This window comes from Leptolyngbya sp. DQ-M1, assembly GCF_039962505.1.
GTDB lineage: Bacteria > Cyanobacteriota > Cyanobacteriia > Leptolyngbyales > Leptolyngbyaceae > Leptolyngbya.
Genome location: NZ_JAMPLJ010000004.1, coordinates 504,822 through 525,315, shown reverse-complemented (window position 1 = coordinate 525,315; position 20,494 = coordinate 504,822). Strand labels below are relative to the sequence as shown.

Here is a 20,494-nt window from a genome sequence, read left to right as displayed (position 1 = left end):
GTCAGAGCGCGGCGGTTGAGAAAATGCTGCCCAAAAGGACTGCATTTGTTTGAAAATAGAGAAAAAAGGTTCCGCTTGCGTTAATCTCTATCTCGCGTTCAAACCTCCTTCCCAAAGCTGAGTGATATAATTCCCGCACCTGTATTCAGGCTGACTGTTTCACACCTTTAGATAGAAAGGAGATTGCCCTTGTCCCGTCGTTATTTTTTTACGTCTGAGTCCGTCACTGAAGGACATCCAGACAAGATTTGCGACCAGATTTCTGACACGATTTTAGATGCGCTTCTAAGCCAAGATCCGAGCAGTCGGGTTGCGGCTGAAGTCGTTGTCAACACAGGGTTGGTTCTCATTACAGGTGAGATCACCACCCAAGCAAATGTCAATTACATCGATCTTGCTCGCAAAAAAATCGCTGAAATCGGTTATACCGGAGCCGAGAACGGATTTAGCGCCAATAGCTGCGCTGTGATGATCGCACTTGATGAACAATCCCCGGACATCGCTCAAGGCGTTGACACCGCTCAAGAAAGCCGCGAACATCTCAGTCAAGAAGCGCTCGATGCGATCGGGGCTGGCGACCAAGGCATTATGTTTGGGTTTGCCTGCAACGAAACGCCAGAATTGATGCCGCTCCCAATTTGTTTAGCACACCGGATTTCTCGTAAGCTTGCCGCCGTTCGCAAAACGGGTCAACTGCCCTATCTGCGCCCCGACGGTAAAACTCAAGTCACTATTCTTTACGAAGACGATCGACCCGTTGGCATCGATACAATTTTAGTTTCGACGCAGCATACCGCCACGATCGGCGACATTAGCGACGAAGTTGCGATCCAAGAAAAGATTAAAGCAGATCTCTGGGCACTCGTGGTAGAGCCTTGCTTCGCTGATATCGACGTGAAGCCTGACGAAAACACTCGATTCTTGGTGAACCCCACAGGCAAATTTGTCATTGGTGGGCCTCAAGGCGATTCTGGCTTGACCGGGCGGAAAATCATCGTTGATACTTACGGCGGTTATTCGCGTCATGGTGGCGGTGCATTCTCTGGAAAAGATCCCACCAAAGTCGATCGCAGTGCTGCATATGCAGCACGATATGCCGCGAAAAACATCGTTGCAGCCGGTTTAGCTGACAAGTGCGAAGTTCAGTTAAGCTATGCGATCGGTGTGGCGCGCCCCGTCAGCATCATGATCGAAACCTTCGGCACCGGCAAGGTGAGCGATGAAGTCTTGCTGTCATTGGTGCAGGAGAATTTTGATCTGCGTCCAGCAGGCATTATTCAGGCGTTCGGCTTGCGGACGCTTCCTGGAGAGCGCGGTGGTCGTTTCTACCAAGATGTTGCCGCCTACGGTCATTTTGGTCGTCCTGATCTCGAACTGCCTTGGGAGCAAACGGATAAGGCTGCACTGTTAAAGGAAGCTGCTTTATCGACGACCGCAATTAGCTAAAAGGTTCGATTCAATCTGCCCCCAAGAGACTGCTCTCTGGGGGCTATTTTTTGTTCCAAGCTGAAATTCTGATGGAAACTGCACAATTAAACAGAATTTACGATCGTCCCCTAGTTTCTTTGGTAGGAGTCTTCCCTTAAAATTAAGGCGGAATTGCACTGTGAAAAAGCGTAAATTACTAGCCCTATGAGAATTCTTGCCCTCGTTCCTGGTGGAATAGGCGATCAAATCCTATTTTTTCCAACCTTAGACGATCTAAGAGCGACCTATCCCGATGCTCAAATCGATGTTGTTGTTGAGCCAAGAGCGAAGGCAGCCTACCGCATTTCTAAATCCGTTAACGATATCATTCTGTTTGATTTCAAAGGCAGTAACAGTCTGTCGGACTGGAGCAATTTGCTTGGGGTACTGCGAGATCGCGAATACGATGTCGCAATTTCTCTCGGTCAGCGCTGGGGGATTGGCTTCCTGCTGTGGCTGAGCGGCATTGAAACTCGTGTTGGATACGACAGCGGAGCTAAAACCTTTTTTACGAGAACCGTCCCGCTTAATCAAAATCAGTATGCGGCGGCGATGTATCACGACTTGCTGAAGGGCATAGGCATCGATCGTCCCGTCTCTGACATTGCAATCAGCGTTCCAGCAAAAGATTTGGAGTGGTCGGATGCTGAGCGCAAACGGCTTGGGCTGCAAGATGGCGGATACGTTTTGATTCATCCTGGAGCAAGCCAACTTTCCCAGCGTAAGGGAATCGATAAGATTTATCCGGCTGAAAACTGGAAAAAAATTATCCAGGACTTTCAGCAAAAGCAGCCAGATTTACCGATCGTTCTGATTAAAGGTGAGGAAGATGCAGCGATCGTCGCTCAATTAGCGGCGCTATGTCCTGGAATTAAGGTGACTGCACCCGAAAATACTGGGCAACTGGTTGCAATGGTGGCAGGGGCGAGCTTGATGCTTTGTACTGATAGCGCACCGATGCACATTGCAATCGCAGCTCAAACGTTTACCTTGGCATTGTTTGGCGCAACTGATCCAGAGAAGCTTCTACCTAAGAGTGATCGAGTGACAGCGATCAAATCTCCAACAGGCAAAATGGCAGATATTTCACCGCAAATGGTACTTGATCGCGTTTGGGGCGGTTAGTATTCGCCACCTGCCGAAATGCCGCTACCGTAAATCTCCGCGTTTCTGATATTGATGCCATTGAGAACTGCGCCGAGCGTCTGCGCGTTAATCAGGCTAGCACCAGATAGATTTGCATCGGTAAGATTGGCATAATCAAGGGTGGCATTGCTCAGATAGGTGGTCGTGAGATTTGCATTTTTCAAATTTGCGCCTGTTAAGTCTGCACCCTCAAGATTCGCACCTGTGAGATTCGCGCCTTCAAGATTGGCGTTTCGCAAATCAGCGCCCAACACATGGATTTCTTTCAAGTCTGCGCCTGCAAGATTACAACCGGAACATTTTCCGGTTGTGAGCAGTCGTTGAACGTGCTGAGGATCGGCTGCTTTCCCTGGTGCTGAGATCGAGACGACAGCGAGACAAGCGAGTGTAATTCCAACTTTTGCAAACATAAAAGTATCCTCCAAAAATTGAGTGGAGCGAGCCTATCAACAAGGTAAAGTAGCAGTCTTATTTATTACTTCAAGCGTAGACAAACGAGTTCCAGAAAACCTCATTCTCTGGATGTCATTCGATCGGATGAATTGTGGAAAAAGTACGAACACCCTGATCGAGACAAGACAAATTCTAAGTTTTGTTGAAGCTGCTAAGAATTTGGGCTTATCTTTATTTTGGCAAACTTTTTCTGCGGTGGCAAAGTCCCTCAGCTTCTTCTAACAATTGAAAGTGCAATCAAAACCGTACTATGACACTCATAAATTTGATAAAATTTAACATCATCACTATTGATGTTACGCTCAGCAGTTAGGAGACCTCATGACCGGATTCATTCGAGGATTATTTTCAAAATCTAAATCGAACGAGACAGAAGCACCCGTAGAACGTCCGAAGAAAGAGAAAGCCGAGCGTCCGAAAAAAGAAAGCGCTGCCTTCTTTCTGGAAGCTACTGAAGCTCAGACGTTTGGCAATTCGGAGTATATGAAGGCATCTAAAAGGATTCGACGGACTTTCCCTAAAACAGTGGACAGTCCAGACGAGAAGGAATACATCCAAGAGCTTTCTGCTATGGGTCGCGTGACTCCGGGTAAAGCCAAAGTAGAAATTGTTGATCCGAAGCAAGAAGCTAAATCGTCTCCAACTGCTCCGATCGAGGATGCGGCTGCTCAACGTCGAAAAGCTGCGTCGGATATGGATATGTTCCGCAAGATGGCGAAAGACATTCGTAAATAGTTCGGGTGCTTGTGGTGTTATCATCTCCAGTTTCCTTGCGAAATTGGAGATTTTTATTGTTTGACGATCGTTGATCCAATCAAGAGAGATCCATTTTCCTGGTAGATTGAGCGATGTATAGCGCTTAGAGGCAGGAAGATGCAGCCAAAAATCATTGTTTTAGATGATGATCCAACAGGGTCGCAAACTGTGCACAGCTGTCTGCTTCTGATGCAGTGGGATGTCGAGACTTTGCGTGTGGGATTGCGCGATCAAGCGCCGATTTTCTTTGTGCTGACGAATACGCGATCGCTGACTCCCGAAGCTGCAAAAAGCGTAACTCAGGAAGTTTGCCGCAATTTGAAGCAGGCGATCGCGCTTGAGTCGATTCAAGATTTTCTGGTGGTAAGTCGATCCGATTCGACTTTGAGAGGACATTACCCGATCGAAACGGATGCGATCGCGGAAGAACTCGGTTCGTTTGATGCTCATTTCCTCGTTCCTGCATTTTTTGAAGGCGGACGAACGACTCGCGACAGTGTGCATTATTTGAAAGTCAATGGTGTCGATACGCCAGTTCACGACACTGAATTTGCTAAAGATTCTGTGTTTGGATACAAGTACAGCTATTTGCCGGATTATGTGGGAGAAAAAACACAGGGTCGCATTCATGCCGATCAAGTCGAGCGATTTCTGCTAGCAGACATACGAGCAGGAATTCAGCCGAGATTAAAAAATTTACATAATAATCAATGCTGTGTGGTTGATGCAGAAACACAGGCAGACATGGATAAATTTGCATCAGATGTATTAACTGTTGCATCGGAAGGAAAACGCTTTTTATTCCGTAGTGCAGCAAGTCTGCTGACATCGCTAGCAAATTTGGGAGCGCAACTGATCGCACAAGCAGAAATGGCACGTTACGTCCGGGGAGGCAAACCCGGAGCCGTAATCGTTGGATCGCACGTAAAGAAGACCACCGAGCAGCTACAGAAATTACTCGAAGCTCCTGGAGCGGTTGGCGTTGAGATCGAGGTTGCACAATTGACTGGATCAGATGAGGCGCACGATCGTTTACTGAGTGACGCAGTTGAAAAAATTAGCGAAATTCACAACGCTGGAAAAACTCCTGTCGTCTTTACCAGCCGTAAAGAATTGACCTTTGATGATGCCCAAACTCGCTTGGATTTCGGCGAATCTGTTTCAACACTTTTGATGGACATTTTGCAGCAGCTTCCAGCAGACATCGGTTTCCTGATTAGCAAAGGCGGCATCACCTCAAACGACACCCTGAGCAAAGGATTAGCGCTCCGAACTGCGCGACTTTTAGGTCAAGTTTTGGCAGGCGTTTCGATGGTTAGAACCGCAGAAGATCACCCACAGTTCCCAAACCTTCCCGTCGTTCTCTTTCCCGGAAATGTCGGAGATGAAACCGCATTAGCAACCGTTTATCAACGCTTAAATCAACACATCTAACCCCATGGAACGCATCGGATTTATTGGACTTGGCATCATGGGAAAGCCAATGGTGCAAAACCTGCTTTCAGCAGGTTATCCTGTGACGGTGTTTAACCGATCGCCCTCCCCCATTTCAGAACTTGCCGCTCAAGGGGCAACCCCCGCAACTTCCCCCAAGCAAGTTGCTGAACAATCCGACGTTGTGATTACTTGCCTGCCGGATTCTCCAGACGTTGAATCCGTTGTACTAGGACAGGACGGAGTTTTAACCGGATCGCGATCGGGACTGTTGTTTATCGATATGTCTACGATCGCGCCTGCAACCTCTAAGAAAATTTACACAGAACTGCAAGCCCGCGGAATTCAGGCGCTGGATGCGCCAGTTTCAGGGGGCGATATTGGTGCACAGCAGGGAACCCTATCAATTATGGTCGGGGGAGAAAAAGCGGCGTTCGATCGTGCCCTCCCCGTTCTGCAAGCAATGGGAAAAAATATTGTTCACATCGGCGAAGCAGGCGCAGGACAAGTCACGAAAGCGTGTAATCAAATCGTGGTTGCAATGACGGTTCAAGCGGTTGTAGAAGCACTAACGCTAGCGAAAAAATCAGGCGTTGATCCGGCAAAAGTTCGCGATGCCTTACTGGGTGGATTTGCTCAGAGCCGAGTGCTAGAAGTTCATGGGCAACGCATCTTGGATGGCAGTTTTCAGCCTGGATTCAAGCTCGATCTGCATCGAAAAGATATGAATATTGTTTTGCAGACTGGACGAGAAGTGGGAGTCCCTTTGCTCGGAAGCAGTCAAGTGACTGTTTTAATGGATTCCCTGATTGCTCAAGGCAAGGGAAATCTTGATAACGCTGCGATCGCGCTCCTTTACGATCTGCTTTCAAATGCCTGAGATCTGCTCAGTTGGCTCCACTCGCGCGGTTGACCAACCCGCCTCAGCCTGTCCTAAGACGTAGGTCGCGATCGCTTCGATCTCTTCTTCGCTCAAGCGTCCCCCAAATGCAGGCATCGCATTTTTACCGTTGATCACTTGATGCCGAATCGCCTCTAGAGACTTCATTTCATACTTCTCTAGGGCTTCCTTTTTCAAAGTTTTGTGCGAAATGATCACATTGTTACCGCCAATGTGACAGGCAGAACAATTTGCATTAAACAGATGTTCACCATCTGATGATTCTGCTGATGCTGGAGAAATTGTCATAAAAATTGCGATCGCGCACATCAAAAGCGCGATCGCATTCCGAAACCAAGACGTTTGCCAATTTGAGTTCATTCTCCTTAGTCCTGCGCCAATATGGGTAAAAGCACTGATTTCATTGTAAGCCGAGATCAAAGTGCAACCGTAGAACCAAGGAGAATAGCGGAAATTAACCTTGGACGACAACTTTACCGACCATGCCCGCGCCACGATGAGGCAAGCAGTAATAGGTGTACTCTCCAGCAGGAGCGTCAGCCGGAATCGTAATTTCAAAGCTCTTCTTCGCACCTTCTAGAGCTTTGTGCGATAAGGAAGCAGCCAACTCTGCATTCCCACCAGGAACTTTTGCAGCATCAAAGATCACGTTATGAGGAGGCAATTGACCTACCGCAAATTCAATCGTGTCTCCAGGCTTAACGGTGACAATTGCGGGTTCAAACACTAGACCCTTTGCACCGCCCATTTTCACTTTCACGGTATCTGCTGAAGCAGGAGCAGCAGAAAGGAAAAGGCTACCCATAATTAGTAGAACTGCACAGAACGCCAGGGTCAGTCCCCGGATAGCAGAAGCGATCGATTTCATAGTTCACTCTCGAATCGAAATGGTTTTCTAGAGGGGTTCTCTAGATTGTTTTTACATTTTACAGCCTGTCGTACTCACATTGACCGGGTTCTAACCGAAAATCATTTCCAGAAATCCGTTCTAAAAATTCGCGATCCCCCAACCTTTTGCTTTTTCGGCAGCTCTTAAGATAAAGCCTGCAAGATTTTCGACTTCAGCCTGAGAGAGCCAAGACTCTGGCACTTCACGACAGAGGAGGCTGTCTTCGCTGCCATCATAGGTCATCGGTTGCCGCATGAATTTTACTAATTGTTCCACTGTGTCGCGGGGTGGTATCGCGTGTCTTAGCGCTGCTAACGATAAAGAGACAGTAGGGTTCGGTAAGGTTGCACCGCCGACATGACAGGAAGCACAGTGAAGCTCAAATAGGTTTTTTCCTTTAATTAAGTCCTCAGCGGAAAACGATCGCGTTTCTCCTCGATCATTCATTACCACTGGAACCGGATCTGTCACTTGTAAATAATTTCTAACGTATGGATCAACTTTGGCATACGCAGGAAGGCTGATCGCTCCCCAACTGAACAAAGCAAAACAGAAGATTAGAAGGCAGCGTTGCCAGAATGTTCGGAAAGCTTGTATCAGCATCAGAGGATCAGCCTAAATTTGGGTTAGTAGTAGATTTTGCCGCCGCCCCATTTGTCGCCAACGACTTTGGGTTGCAGCAAGATGTGACCTGCGATCGCAGTTAGATCTTGATCGGTCAGGTTCCGCATCGCCGGGAAGGTATCTTTGCTCTTGAGGCTCGGATGTACTTCCGCGATCGATGTGGTTCCGTCATAGCTGGTCGGATCTTTCATGTAATCGACTAGCGCGTCAATGTTATTGCGAGGCGGGGTCGCGAGTGAAAGCGCTTCAGGGTCAAGCCCAACGTTGGGGTCGGTTTTGGTAACACCGCCCACATGACATTGAGCGCAAGCGTATTGAAACAGGCGCTTGCCTTCTTTTACTTGCTTGGGGGTGAGGGTAACAGTACCCCCGCTCGCATCTTTTACCACCGTGCGGGTTGCGGCATCAAGTTCAGCAGCATTGGCAGACGGTGCAAAGACCTGAAAAGCAAAAAAGACAGTGGCAACAGCAAGCCAAAGAAATCTTTTAAGCATGGTTCTCCTTAAATGTGGCTCAGTAATCGGACTTCACAACACAACAATCGATAATGGCAGCCCGAAGGCAATCGGCAAGTCGCTCGAATCGGCTTTGCTGATGATGAGAATAGACCTCTTTAATACCAATATCATGCCGTTGTGACAATGCTTTCACCAATCTTGAGATTCCACCTAGTCAGGAGTCGTGGTAAAGGTTTTTATCCCTGGAATCTGAACGCCGTGAGCGGTCGGAATGACAGGCTGATGCAGGCGAATCAGTTGCGCTAAGGTCTTTTTCAGTTGGGTGCGCGGCACGATTGCATCAACAAATCCATGATTTAGCAAATATTCCGCCGTCTGAAAATCATCGGGAAGTTTTTGGCGTAAGTTCTGTTCGATCACTCGTCGCCCAGCGAACGCAATCATGGCTTTCGGTTCTGCCAGAATGATGTCTCCCAGCATGGCAAAACTCGCCGTTACACCGCCAGTCGTTGGATGAGTTAGGACTGGGATGTAAAGCAGGCGGCTTTCCCGGTGACGCTGTAGCGCTCCGGAGATTTTTGCCATCTGCATCAGGCTCAGCATTCCTTCCTGCATTCTCGCGCCACCAGAGGCGCACACAATCACAACCGGAAGGCGCTGCTGAGATGCGCGTTCAATCAGGCGGGTAATTTTCTCACCCACGACCGACCCCATACTCCCCCCAATGAAGCGGAAATCCATTACGCCGAGCGCAACTTGGCAACCATCGAGTTGACCGATTCCGGTTTGTACGGCTTCAGTCAGCTTGGTTTTCTCTTGGGTATCGCGCAGGTAGTCACTGTAAGATTTGCGAGCGCGGAATTTTAGCGGGTCGGTCGGAAGGATATCTTCATCGATCGGGACCCACGTGTCTGCGTCGATCAATTGTCGAATCCGTTCTGGACTAAAAACACGCATATGATGGCTGCATTCTAGGCAGACCATCTGATTTGCTCTGAGGTCTTTGGTGTAAGTCAATACACCACACATTTCGCACTTTTTCCAAAGTCCATCAGCAATCTCTCGCTCTTGAGCCTGAGGAACTTTCGGATCAGATTTTCGCCGATTTGCAAACCAATCAAATAGTGACATTAGTGAATCTACCTACTACCACGAATAAAAGTTAACGGCTTATATAAAAGCGAGTAACATGTCGCTAGTTCAATCAAATCGTATTAAAAAATGCGTTCTTTTCTATACTCTACACGTACTAAATTTGACTACCTTAACAGTATGAAAGCTTGTACGTAACCCATCTCTGATGAGAAATCATTTTTGTCGCTGTATTCTCTCGTACCTCATTTAACCGCTCGATTGAGAAATATTTTCTCGACGCGTTCTTGGTTTATCCAATTCCCAAGACTTTGGCAACTCTTATCTTAAATTGTTGTCATTGACATCCGTTAATCCTACCAAAATCTGGGAATTCTAAGCGCGAGTGCCGTGGCAAGTCCGAAATTTACCTGTTGATATGAACACGTCTACTGCTGAGTTGTTTGGGTCGTCTCATTATCGTGCCATTGCGGATGATGCTTTGAAAGACGAAGATAATGCTGCTTGGGTGATGGAGTTAGATCCAGACGTTCGACAAGCTTGGATTGAGCGGATTCGTTGGATTCGTTTAGCAGATCGTTTAGCGGAAAATGAACTGATTGAGGAGAGATCTGGACAGTTTCAAGCATTTTGTAATTCGTGGCGCTGGCTGAGTGCGACTGGAACGGTGCAGCCGACGGGAGATCATCGATCGCTGTTTGAGTCGATGCGAGACTGCTGGTTTGACCAGGCTGATCCAAGTAGTCAATTTTCCCGGCAGGCTTGGCAGCAGTATTTAACGGCGCTGAATCGGTATAGCCAGAAGAATTTAGTCTTTGATACGATCGCTGAGTTTGAGACGATGCTGCGGGAGTTAGCTGCATCATTTTTTCAGGTTTTACCGTTTTTGTCCGATCAGACTTGCCAGGTGGTTGGCGCGTTCGGGGTCGTCGATCAGTTTTACAATACGCTACGAGATTTACGTGAGGATGCAGAGCAAGGAATTTGCTATTTGCCCAACGAATTGCTCGATCGCTTCGCTGTGACACGATCTGAGATTCTAGACCTTAGAGCCTATGACAATCCGGGATTTCGATCGATGATGCAGTTTTGGATTTATGATTATTTGCCAACCCTACAGCGTCGCACTTATCCATTTCTTTTGTCGTCTGATTTGCATCCGTCTTGGCAGATTTTGCGCGATTGGTCGCTGAATCGGTACCGTCGCATTGAGCGGGTGATGCGCCATTGCGATTATGATTATGTGCGATTTCCGCAAGTCTATTGGCGTGAGGTGCAGCGCGATTTAGTGCTGTTGATGCCTGCAAGATGGGGGAACGCAACCGCGCCGAAGCAGTCTAGCAAAGCGGTATCGTTTCACGATCGACATTGTAAGCTGCGGAAATTTGTCGCAACCGATCTTTCACAGTGCGGGTAACTTCAGAAGATTCTGCCGAACAGCAATACTCTCGCTGCTTCAACTTAAAGCGGTTAGACAGCGAGAGCAACTCGCCTTTAATAGGCGCTTGCGGTTTTACGGTGCTGAACTGCGGTTACGCCTGTGGGTTCAAGCACTTTACCATTCTCAATCGTGGCATAAAGCAGCCAGTGGTCGCCGCAATCCATCCGATTCTCGATTTTGCATTCGAGGTAGGCAAGAGCATCTAAAAGAATAGGGCAACCATTAGAGGCGTGATCGGTGCTGAGTTCAGCAAAACGATTTTCACCGGGAGCGGTTGCTTTTAAGAAGGTGCGCCGAACGTTTCGCCCTTCCTTCAGAATGTTGAGCACAAAGGGAATTTCAGGATGGTCTAGAACGCCTTCTGCTCGATCTTTCGGTAAGGCAACCGTAATTCCAGGAGGGTTAAAGGTCGCTTGCGACACCCACGAGGTTAGAATCCCAAACGGTGTTTCTCCCTGATTTGCAGTCACAACACAGAGCGAACCGACAACGCGCCCGATCGCTTGCTCGGTACGATCGGTTTGAGCTTCGACGGCTCCTTGACGCGGCGCTCTGATTTTTTTCATTTTTTTCAGAGCTTGAGCGAATTCGGCTCCGGCGGCTTCACAGTGTTGCAGCACTTCTTCTGAAGGTGTGAATTTGACGCGAATGGTGTCGAAGCCAAAGGCAAATCCGGCATCTTGCAGTCTGCCTTCGAGTAGGTCGATCGCTTCACCACTCCAGCCGTAAGAACCAAAAACACCTGCAATTTTGGTTTTTGAAGCGGTAGAAAGCACTAATCCTAGAGCAGTCTGCATTTGGGTTGGAGCGTGTCCGCCCAGCGTTGGAGAGCCGATGACGAATCCGTCGCATTGCTCGATCGCGGCTGTGATTTCGCTGGGGTCAACGAGTTCACAATTAATCAATTCGACTTTGATTTCAGCATCGGTGAGTCCTTTAGCGATCGCGTGGGCGACGGTTGCGGTGTTGCCGTAAGCAGAGGTATAAAGCAGCGCTACAGAAAGTTCTTGATTCTCTTGCTGTTCGCACCATTCGAGGTATTCGAGCTTGAGGCGGCTGAGGCTGTAGCGCACGATCGGGCCATGTCCAACCGCGTACCATTTCGGACGAAACCGAGCCATCTTGTCGATCGCGTCTTCGACTTGTTTTGACTGTGCTGCGTGGAGGCAATCGAAGTAGTAATGGCGATCGTCGTCGAGTTGCTTCCAGTTCTCGTCGAAAATGGCATCATCGCAAACGTGAGCGCCGAAGAATTTATCAGTATAGAGAATACGGGTTGCCGGATCGTAAGTGCAGAGTCCATCTACCCAGCGCGGGGTGGGCGTAAAGGCAAACTGAAGCTCGTGCCCTTTTCCGAGGTCGAGGACTTCTTCACCTCGAACGGGGTTGATGTTTAGGGGCTGATTGGAGAATGCAGCCTTGAGGCTATTGGCGGCAGGGCGAGAGCAAACGATCGTAATTTGTGGCGCAATTTCGAGCAGGCGTTTGATCGTTTCGATCCGATTGGAGTTGACGTGACCCAGAATTAGGTAGTCGAGCTTTTGGAAATACTGGTGGTCGTGGAGTTCCTTGAGAAAGATATCGGTAAAGGAGCCGCCCGGTGGGTCAAACAGCGCACTTTTTTCGGCTTGAATGAGGTAGCTGTTTGCAGTTGTTCCTTTTTGACGGGCGTATTCGGTTTCAAATTTCAGCCGATCCCAGGTGCGCGATCGTAAGATCCAAGTATCTTGAGCGATTTCGGCAACTTGGACATCTCTAGGTCGAGTTTGAAGCATAAGGCGAGCATGATGAAGGGTGGGACATAAAGGACAGGTTCATCCTTTTGCAAACTCCCACCCTGACTGGACAAGTCGGGGTGAGGAGATTCGGTATTAATAGTGATTGCCAACTTTGCGATGGTGTACAGCCGTTAACGCATCCGCTTTCGCGACTCGCCCTGTGGTAACGATGCTGTAAACAATCCAGTGATCGGGGCATTCCATCCGGCTCACAACTTCGCACTCTAGATAAGCCAGCGATTCAGCCAGAATCGGTGAGCCATTAGTCGCAGGATAGGTGGTGACATCGGCAAAGCGATCGGCTCCCGGCGCAAACCGCTTGAGGAAGTGCTTCATTAATGCCTGATATTTTCCTTCTTCCAGCGCATTTAGCACGAAGTGATCGCCAATGTGCAGGAACGATTCGATCGCCCGATCTTTGGCAACCGCGATCGAGACTCCGAGCGGTTCAGAACTTGCCTGCGCGACCCAAGATGCCAGCATTGCACTGGAGATGTCGCCCTTTTTGGCAGTAATGATGTACAGACCGCCGCTAATGCGACCGAGGGCTTTATCTAGCTCGGTGTCGAGGGCTTTCATTTGTTTGACGGTACGATCGCGAGTGAGCCATTGTCCTAAGTCTGTGCCGGACTCCTCGCAAAGCTGGTAGATCGCTTCGGTCGGTTCGTCTGCGATTTTGATTGGCTCAAATTTCTCAACCAAGCCAATCTCCCGGATTCGGTTGCGAATCGGATAAACGGCTTCATCGTTACCGCCGCCGACTTCAAACAGTCCAAAGTTCTGCTTGGAATTTACGGCAGCAAGAATGGTACCGATCGCGGCGGCAGCGTTTTCAGCAACTTCTCCAGATTGCGGGGGCATTCCCAGAACGATCGCGCTGGAGAGTTCGACCAGTTCGCGGACTTCCTGCGGTTCAGCAACGCGCAGATCCATGATTTCAACGGCGACTCCGGTTTTGGTAATTCCGGTTGTGATCGCTTGCGCGAGTTGATCGCCGTACCCATGTCCTGCCACATAGAATAAGCCAACGGTGGTGGTCGCTTTTGCTTGGGTTTGGCTCCAATCTTGGTAGCGTCCGACTAATTCTTCGATGTTGTAGCGCAGCAGTGGCCCGTGACCTGTGGCGATCGTCGTAATTTCGGGAAGTTCTTTGATGCGTTTGATCGCTCCGAGTACCGATCGAGCGTTCGGAGCCATGAGGCAGTCGTAGTATAGACGAAACTCGGCTTCGAGAATATCAAGGTCTTCATCGTAGGTGTGATCGTCGCAGAAGTGCATCCCGAACGCATCACAGGTGAATAGCGTTTGCGTTTTGTGGTCGTAGGTGAAAATTGTGTCGGGCCAGTGTAAGTTCGGTGCAGAGACAAATTCAAGTTCGTGTCCATTGCCGAGTTCCAGACGATCGCCGCTCTTGACAACTTTGCTCTTGAACGGCTGATGCACCAAGTTTTCGAGAAATTGGATCGCAACTTTTGCACCCACGACGATGATATCCGGATTGAGTTCTAGGACATCGCGGACTAAGCCACTATGATCTGGCTCGGTGTGACTGATGATTAGATAGTCAATGTCTTGTGGATCAATCAACTCATTTAGAGCATCAATGTAGAGTTCACGGAATTTCGCATGTGAGGTATCAACTAGAGCAACTTTCTCGCCTTTAATTAAAAAAGAATTGTAAGTTGTTCCATTCTCAAGAGAAAATTCGATATCGAAGCGATCGCGATCCCAATCGAGCGATCGGATCGTGGTAGTTTCGGGTGCAATATCGCTGATTTCGGTAGTGAGACGAACTCGTGATCGAGCTGAGCGAGGAGCAGAAGCGACCATAAACGATCTCCCAGAGGTAATGTAAACGATAACGCAGTTCTCTTATAGCTTGATTGTCGCGCCTTGTATCTCAATTTGTAAAGTTTCAATAAGTAAGCATACCTATAAATGAAACTAATTACAAATCGTTGGATCGCGCTAAATATTGGAAACTCCCGACTTCATTGGGCTTTGTTTGAAAATGACCAAATTCAACAAAGATACAATATGTCACATATCGCCGAGGATTCAGTGATTCTGCTGAACGATCGTGATTCCAACTCTACAGCAAAACCGATTAGCTTAGTTTATCAATCGCTGCCTTGGATGAGCATCGATTCAGAGCTATGGGTCGCGTCAGTTGTCCCGAAGCAGGTTGATTACTGGCGGAATGTTCCCAATTTTCACGGCATCTCTCTCAGCGAAATTCCTCTTCATCAGCTTTATTCTACGCTCGGTGTCGATCGTGCTCTAGCTCTATGGGGTGCTATCCAAGTCTATGGTAGTCCAGCCTTAGTCATCGATTGCGGAACGGCAATGACTTTTACAGGTGGGAACGAAAAGCATGAGTTGATTGGCGGCGCGATCGTGCCTGGAGTGCGGCTACAGTTTCAAGCTCTGGGACAACAGACCGCAGCGCTTCCTACGATCGGGCAAGTTGAAACTCTGCCTGAACGATGGGCAAGGAATACCCAAACCGCGATCGAGAGCGGAATTTTGAACACACTTTTAGCAGGAATTCGCAGTTTTGTCGAAGACTGGAATCAGCAGTTTGAAAGGAGTACGATCGTCTTGACCGGGGGTGATGCGGAGTTAATTTATCGGCTCTTTGAGCAGACCGAGCCGCGAATTTTTGAGCAGCTTCGACTCGATTTGGATTTAGTGTTTTGGGGAATGCGATCGGTTCGCAACGCCTTGAAACCTTAAGCGCTTGAAACTTTAAGCGATCGTAGTCCTGCCCTCAAAATAATCTTGTAGCTGCTGATCGTGATCATGTGAGAGCTTACCGGGGGGTAGATGTAAGCAATGGAACGCCTGCACATCTGCTACTTCATCGATATCCTTTGGGTTGAAGGTTCCAGTTGCTTCCACTTCCACAACGATGCAAATTGAGTGCATTCGTGGATCGCGATCGGGAGCCGAGTAAATTCCGACTAATCGCCGAATTTTGGTCAGTTCTAAACCTGTTTCCTCGACAAGCTCGCGGCGAATCGCCGTCGGCAAGTCTTCGCCCCAATCGACAATGCCTCCGGGAAGGCTCCACAGTCCGTTATCTCGTCGCCGAATTAGCACAATGCGATCGTCCGGTAAAACTGTAATGATGCTTGTCCCAGTAATCGGGTGGCGGAAGATCACACCCAGAATGGTTTGGAAATATCGCCAAAACCGACGCATAAATTCACGATATGAGGTGAAGGGGTTGAAGTGCCTAAAAGTGATAGAAGCAGTCGAGCGGGAATTTCTGGTAGATACGAGACGCTGGAGGATAAGCAATTCACGCGAGATCGGCGAGGACTTGTGCTGCGTGAAACTCAGGTTTTACTTTGCGGTAGATTTTCTCGATCGTACCATCTGGGCTAATGACAAAGGTGTTCCGGATTACGCCTAAGAACTCTTTGCCCATAAATTTCTTCAATCCGTAACTTTCATAAGTCTCCGCTACTTTACCGCCTTCATCACACAGCAGCGGAAACGGCAAATTGTACTTCGTCACAAACTTCTCATGGGAATTAGCGTCATCCGCGCTAATTCCCAATAGAACGATATCTTGCGTCTGATATTGCTCGTAAGCATCCCGAAATCCACAAGCTTCTTTAGTGCATCCGGGAGTATTATCGCGAGGGTAGAAATACAAAACGACTCGCTTACCTTTGAAATCCGCAAGCTTGACTAAATTTCCCTGAGTATCGGGTAAACAGAAGTCAGGAGCGCGATCGCCTACAGTTAGTCCCATACTTAGCTCTGTTGAAATCGTTGTTTTGCGGATGCGATCGCCTGATTAATCTGCTCGAATCCAGTTCCACCGAAACTATTTCGGGCTGCAACGACCTGCACAGGTGAGATCGCGTCGTAGATATCTGACTCAAACGCCGGATGAAGTTCTTTCCATTCTGCAAGGGTTAGGTCTTTGAGCAGCTTATTGGCTGAGAGGCACGATCGCACCACTTTCCCAACCAGGTTATACGCTTCTCTAAAGGGAATTCCTTTTGCTGCAAGGTAATCCGCCACATCAGTTGCATTTGAGAAATCTTCTGTCACCGCTTCGTTCAATCGTGCCGTGCGGAACTCTAAGCCTTCTTGAAATAAAATTGTCATCGCTTCTAGACAAGCCTTGACGGTGTTCACAGAATCGAACAAGGCTTCTTTGTCCTCTTGCAAATCTTTGTTGTAAGCGAGCGGCAGTCCTTTCATCAGCACCAACATTCCCTGCAAATGCCCGAAGACTCGCCCTGCTTTACCGCGCACGAGTTCTGGTACATCGGGATTCTTTTTTTGCGGCATGATGCTCGATCCTGTAGCGCAGCTATCTTTCAGCGTGACAAAACTGAATTCTTGAGATGCCCAAAAAATTACTTCTTCGGACAAGCGGCTAAGATGCACCATGATCAAGCTTGCAGCGCAGAGGAATTCGATCGCAAAATCTCGATCGCTCACGCCATCTAAGCTGTTTTCGTACAGTCCCCCGAACTCTAACAATTCGGCGGTGTAATGTCGGTCGATCGGAAAGGTTGTTCCCGCTAGCGCCCCTGATCCCAAGGGTGAAACGTTGACTCGCTGATAAATTTCGCCGAGTCGCGTCCAGTCGCGCTGCGTCATCTCGAAATACGCCAGCAAATGATGTGCCAAACTAATCGGCTGCGCCCGTTGCAGATGGGTGTAGCCCGGAATTAGCGTCTTAACGTGCTGCTCAGCGAGTCCGAGTAAAACGCCTTGAAAGTCTCGAAGCTGCTGACGAATTTGTTGAATTTGGGCGCGGAGATAAAGGCGGGTATCAGTTCCAACCTGATCGTTGCGCGATCGAGCGGTATGCAACTTCTTACCAACATCGCCCACAATCTCGGTGAGACGGTGTTCTACCGCGAAATGCACGTCTTCTGCATCAATGCCGGGTTGAAACTGTCCTTGGCGATATTCTTGCCGGATCTGCTCTAGTCCTTTGACTAACTGATCGCCCTCTTCCGCAGAAATAATGCCAGTTTTTGCCAGCATTTTTGCGTGTGCTTGCGATCCCGTTAAATCATATTCAATTAGCGCGATATCAAATCCGATGCTGGCGTTAAACTGCGCGATCGCGGGATGCAATGCCGTTTCAAAACGCTGGCTCCAAGTTTGAGAAGGTTTAGATTCAGGAGACTGCTGACTCAAGGGAACTCTTTGTCGATCGACTGCAAGTTCTAAGCCTACCGCAAACGGTTGAAAAGAAGGGATGAAGCTCAGATTAATTTTTCATCCCAGTAAAGAGACTCGCCGGAATTAGCCGAACGAAGTAAAGGTTCTGACGAAGTACCCTAGTCCAGCTCCTAACACAAATGCCCAAACCTGACCGGTTCTGACAAAGTGATTCCAGCTTTTGCCGACATTCCCGGCAATATCGGTTTGCTTGAATTCCTGAGCCAGAATGTTGACATCGATCGATTGCACAACATCGCTCAGATGAAGGGTGTGATCGAACCAGGTGGGTAGATCTAAAACAAGATGAATCATGTGATTGTGCCGTGATTGGTTTGCTTTCAGCACAGTCTTATCACAGGAATCAAGTTAGAGAGTCCGAGAAAATGCTAGTTCAGAAGCGGCATTACTGAGGTCGCGATGATCGCCGCCTGCGTACGATCGCGTAGATTCAAACGCCCTAAAATGCTGGCGACGTGGTTTTTCACGGTTCCTTCTGAGATTTCGAGCGATTGGGCAATTTCCCGGTTGCTCGATCCTTCTGCGATCAGTCTTAACACTTGGCGCTCACGAGCAGTCAGCTTAGCAAATCCAGGCGGTAAGCTAGGAGCAGGAGTACGCCGCTGGGACGGCATAAACGGCAGAACGTTCGTCATTGATGGTTCGGTAGGACTGGTTTCTCCGATCGGCGGAGCAAGCACTTTCTGCAAAATTCCGGGACTGAGTTGAGTAAAGCCTCTATGTGCAGTCCGAACGGCATTGGCTAACTCGTCAGGCGACATATCCTTGAGCAAATAGCCCCGCGCTCCAACTCGCAAAGCGGTTCGGACTGAGGCTTCATCATCAGTAGCGGTCAGAACTAAAACGCGGGTTTTTGGGCAGCGCTCACAAATGGCTTGAGTTGCAGTGATGCCGTCCATTTTTGGCATTTTCAAATCCATCAACACCACATCTGGCTGGAGGGCTTCCGTTTGCTCTACCGCATCGCAACCGTTGTCTACATCTGCTACAACTTGCAGATCAGGCTCCTGCTCTAGAAGCGCTTTCAATCCTTCTCGAATGAGGTTTTGATCATCGGCTAACAATACGCGAATCATACAGTGCTTTCCTCTTCTCAGAGATGAAGTTTAGGGATGGGGGCGATCGAAAAACTCCTGAACGCAATGAACTCGAAATACAGTAACCGTTGAGAAAATTGTTCTCGATAATTTGTAAAATATCATCAAAATATCTTTTCGTTTTTATAGAAATAAATCAAGCCCTTTGTGACAGAAATTTACCAAATTGGAGAAGAAGTCAGTATGCTGAAAGACTAGAAAAAATGGCAGTGAAGTTGTGATGCGAAAGACTGAGCAACCCGTCAAGCCGATCTCCTGGTTTCGGCTTGGAATCCTTGGAATATTTCTTGTGTCGCTGGGTCTGCGGTTCTGGGGACTCGGACGATTTAATACACTCGTTTTTGACGAAGTTTACTATGCAAAATTCGCGAATAACTACTTAACTGGGACAAGATTCTTCGATGGTCATCCGCCGTTAAGCAAATACTTGATCGCAATCGGAATCTGGATTGGAAATCGTCTTCCGATCGGTCAAGACACTGTAAACAATTTGGCAGGCTCAACTTTAAGTACCTGGAGTTATCGCTGGCTTAATGCGTTAACAGGTTCCTTTATTCCGCTAGTTATTTCTGCGATCGCATACCAACTCAGCCAACGTCGTAGCTATGGTCTGATTGCCGGAATTCTTGCCGCGATGGATGGTCTATTCCTGGTTGAGTCACGCTACGCCCTGAATAATATCTACCTTATATTGTTCGGATTGTTGGGACAATGGTTCTTGTTATTAAGTTTACGATCGCCAAAAAAATTGAATTGGTTTCTCGTTGGATCTGGAGTATTTTTTGCTGCCTCTGCTTCAATCAAATGGAACGGATTATGGTTCTTGATGAGTGCTTATTTCCTGTGGGGATTAGGTTGGTTATTTCGCCTGCTTAATTGGATGAGTCAGCGATCGCAACGATTCACAGAAGTCTCTAATCATCCATTACCAACTTCATCGTTGTATCGAATTACGCAGATTAATCTGTTCTCTTTTTTACTCTGTTTTGCAGGTGTTCCAGCGCTGTTTTATTGGTTAATTTGGCTACCTCATATTTATCTAAATCCTGAATTTAACTTTATCGAAGTTCAGAGGCAAATTTTGTCTTACCATCAGCGCGTGGGTAGCGGCATGAATATTCATCCTTACTGCTCAACTTGGTACAGTTGGATACTAATGCTTCGCCCAGTTGCGTATTTTTATCAAGTTGCAAATTCACCGACTGCTCCAATTCCAAACGGAAGTTCTGCCCTAATTCTTCAGCCTGGACGGGTGGTTTACGATGTTCATGCAATTGGAAATCCAGCGCTATGGTGGTTTTCTTCGGTGGCGATCGTATTTCTCATTTGGATACTTGTCGAACACTGGCACATCTTGCCAACTCTGGTTACGGCTCAAGCTCCCAAGCTAGGCTATTTGCCGCCTCAAGAGTTATGGATTGTGCTGTTTCTAATGACTGGGTATGTAGCGAATTTACTGCCCTGGATGCCTGTATCGCGCTGTGTGTTTCTGTATCACTACATGGGATCATCCATTTATGCCGCGATGGGACTGGCTTGGCTGATCGATCGCTGGCTTCGCAAGCGCGAATCTCGTGCGCTCGGAATTGGCGTAATCATGCTTTGTGCGATCGCGTTTGTGTTTTGGATGCCGATTTATCTGGGCTTGCCATTGTCGCAATCAGAATATGAGATGCGGATGTGGCTGAGATCGTGGATTTAACGACTCTGAAATAAACGAAACGGGTTCCATTGAATG

Annotated in this window: 21 protein-coding genes; 8 read left to right on the top strand and 13 right to left on the bottom strand. The window is 48.2% G+C overall.

The annotated features are described in order from the left end of the window. Nucleotides 1–189: 189 nt before the first annotated feature. Both metK and NC981_RS15785 read left to right on the top strand, forming a co-directional pair. Nucleotides 190–1,446 (top strand): methionine adenosyltransferase, encoded by a 1,257-nt coding sequence (metK, locus tag NC981_RS15790; RefSeq protein WP_190377890.1) that lies wholly within the window; start codon nt 190–192, stop codon nt 1,444–1,446. Between the two features lie 186 nt (nt 1,447–1,632). Then, nucleotides 1,633–2,592: a glycosyltransferase family 9 protein gene (locus NC981_RS15785; protein ID WP_348243819.1), complete on the top strand. Its 960-nt coding sequence runs from the start codon at nt 1,633–1,635 to the stop codon at nt 2,590–2,592. Here NC981_RS15785 and NC981_RS15780 read toward each other — a convergent pair. Next, nucleotides 2,589–3,023: a pentapeptide repeat-containing protein gene (locus tag NC981_RS15780; RefSeq protein WP_348243818.1), complete on the bottom strand. Its 435-nt coding sequence runs from the start codon at nt 3,021–3,023 to the stop codon at nt 2,589–2,591. The genes NC981_RS15785 and NC981_RS15780 overlap by 4 nt on opposite strands. A 364-nt stretch (nt 3,024–3,387) precedes the next feature. Here NC981_RS15780 and NC981_RS15775 point away from each other — a divergent pair, with 364 nt between their 5' ends. The 3 genes from NC981_RS15775 (at nt 3,388) to NC981_RS15765 (ending at nt 6,136) form a co-directional block, all read left to right on the top strand. Further along, entirely contained in the window at nt 3,388–3,801 is a 414-nt protein-coding gene (locus NC981_RS15775) for a hypothetical protein (RefSeq protein ID WP_348243817.1), read from the top strand. Between the two features lie 138 nt (nt 3,802–3,939). After that, nucleotides 3,940–5,256 carry a four-carbon acid sugar kinase family protein gene (locus NC981_RS15770; protein ID WP_348243816.1) on the top strand — a complete coding sequence of 439 codons (1,317 nt, stop codon included), beginning with the start codon at nt 3,940–3,942 and terminating at the stop codon, nt 5,254–5,256. 4 nt (nt 5,257–5,260) lie between these two features. Beyond that, nucleotides 5,261–6,136, top strand: a complete 876-nt coding sequence (locus NC981_RS15765; RefSeq protein ID WP_348243815.1) for a 2-hydroxy-3-oxopropionate reductase — start codon at nt 5,261–5,263, stop codon at nt 6,134–6,136. Here the strand turns inward: NC981_RS15765 and petJ are convergent. From petJ to accD, 5 genes are all read right to left on the bottom strand, one after another. Next, on the bottom strand, nt 6,125–6,517 hold the full coding sequence (petJ, locus tag NC981_RS15760) for a cytochrome c6 PetJ (protein WP_348243814.1): 393 nt from the start codon (nt 6,515–6,517) through the stop codon (nt 6,125–6,127). The genes NC981_RS15765 and petJ overlap by 12 nt on opposite strands. 94 nt (nt 6,518–6,611) lie before the next feature. Further along, entirely contained in the window at nt 6,612–7,025 is a 414-nt protein-coding gene (petE, locus tag NC981_RS15755) for a plastocyanin (RefSeq protein WP_190377883.1), read from the bottom strand. Nucleotides 7,026–7,145: 120 nt separating this feature from the next. Continuing rightward, nucleotides 7,146–7,649, bottom strand: a complete 504-nt coding sequence (psbV2, locus tag NC981_RS15750) for a photosystem II cytochrome PsbV2 (protein WP_348243813.1) — start codon at nt 7,647–7,649, stop codon at nt 7,146–7,148. Between the two features lie 23 nt (nt 7,650–7,672). Next, nucleotides 7,673–8,164, bottom strand: coding sequence for a photosystem II cytochrome c-550 (gene psbV, locus NC981_RS15745; RefSeq protein ID WP_348243812.1), 492 nt, complete (start codon nt 8,162–8,164; stop codon nt 7,673–7,675). Between the two features lie 174 nt (nt 8,165–8,338). Continuing rightward, the gene (accD, locus tag NC981_RS15740; RefSeq protein WP_348243811.1) at nt 8,339–9,259 is read right to left on the bottom strand and encodes an acetyl-CoA carboxylase, carboxyltransferase subunit beta; all 921 of its coding nucleotides are present in this window, start codon (nt 9,257–9,259) and stop codon (nt 8,339–8,341) included. A gap of 379 nt (nt 9,260–9,638) precedes the next feature. Between accD and NC981_RS15735 the strand changes: the two genes are divergently transcribed. Beyond that, complete coding sequence (locus NC981_RS15735) at nt 9,639–10,637, top strand: squalene/phytoene synthase family protein (RefSeq protein WP_190377879.1); 999 nt, start codon at nt 9,639–9,641, stop codon at nt 10,635–10,637. A gap of 77 nt (nt 10,638–10,714) precedes the next feature. Here NC981_RS15735 and NC981_RS15730 read toward each other — a convergent pair whose 3' ends face one another. Further along, the gene (locus NC981_RS15730; RefSeq protein WP_348243810.1) at nt 10,715–12,436 is read right to left on the bottom strand and encodes a diflavin flavoprotein; all 1,722 of its coding nucleotides are present in this window, start codon (nt 12,434–12,436) and stop codon (nt 10,715–10,717) included. Between the two features lie 96 nt (nt 12,437–12,532). Continuing rightward, entirely contained in the window at nt 12,533–14,269 is a 1,737-nt protein-coding gene (locus tag NC981_RS15725) for a diflavin flavoprotein (RefSeq protein ID WP_348243809.1), read from the bottom strand. Between the two features lie 108 nt (nt 14,270–14,377). Here NC981_RS15725 and NC981_RS15720 point away from each other — a divergent pair, with 108 nt between their 5' ends. Further along, complete coding sequence (locus NC981_RS15720) at nt 14,378–15,175, top strand: pantothenate kinase (protein ID WP_348243808.1); 798 nt, start codon at nt 14,378–14,380, stop codon at nt 15,173–15,175. Between the two features lie 12 nt (nt 15,176–15,187). On the opposite strand, the gene NC981_RS15715 is transcribed toward NC981_RS15720, so the two are convergent. From NC981_RS15715 to NC981_RS15695, 5 genes are all read right to left on the bottom strand, one after another. Beyond that, entirely contained in the window at nt 15,188–15,643 is a 456-nt protein-coding gene (locus NC981_RS15715) for an NUDIX hydrolase (protein ID WP_348243807.1), read from the bottom strand. A gap of 100 nt (nt 15,644–15,743) precedes the next feature. Next, a complete protein-coding gene (bcp, locus tag NC981_RS15710) occupies nt 15,744–16,202 on the bottom strand; it encodes a thioredoxin-dependent thiol peroxidase (protein ID WP_348243806.1) in 459 nt (152 codons plus the stop codon). Nucleotides 16,203–16,204: 2 nt separating this feature from the next. Then, nucleotides 16,205–17,614, bottom strand: a complete 1,410-nt coding sequence (argH, locus tag NC981_RS15705) for an argininosuccinate lyase (protein ID WP_348243805.1) — start codon at nt 17,612–17,614, stop codon at nt 16,205–16,207. Between the two features lie 108 nt (nt 17,615–17,722). Further along, on the bottom strand, nt 17,723–17,953 hold the full coding sequence (locus tag NC981_RS15700) for a hypothetical protein (protein WP_348243804.1): 231 nt from the start codon (nt 17,951–17,953) through the stop codon (nt 17,723–17,725). Between the two features lie 74 nt (nt 17,954–18,027). Next, nucleotides 18,028–18,735, bottom strand: a complete 708-nt coding sequence (locus NC981_RS15695) for a response regulator transcription factor (RefSeq protein ID WP_348243803.1) — start codon at nt 18,733–18,735, stop codon at nt 18,028–18,030. 241 nt (nt 18,736–18,976) lie between these two features. Between NC981_RS15695 and NC981_RS15690 the strand changes: the two genes are divergently transcribed. After that, entirely contained in the window at nt 18,977–20,458 is a 1,482-nt protein-coding gene (locus NC981_RS15690; RefSeq protein ID WP_348243802.1) for a phospholipid carrier-dependent glycosyltransferase, read from the top strand. Nucleotides 20,459–20,494 lie beyond the last annotated feature (36 nt).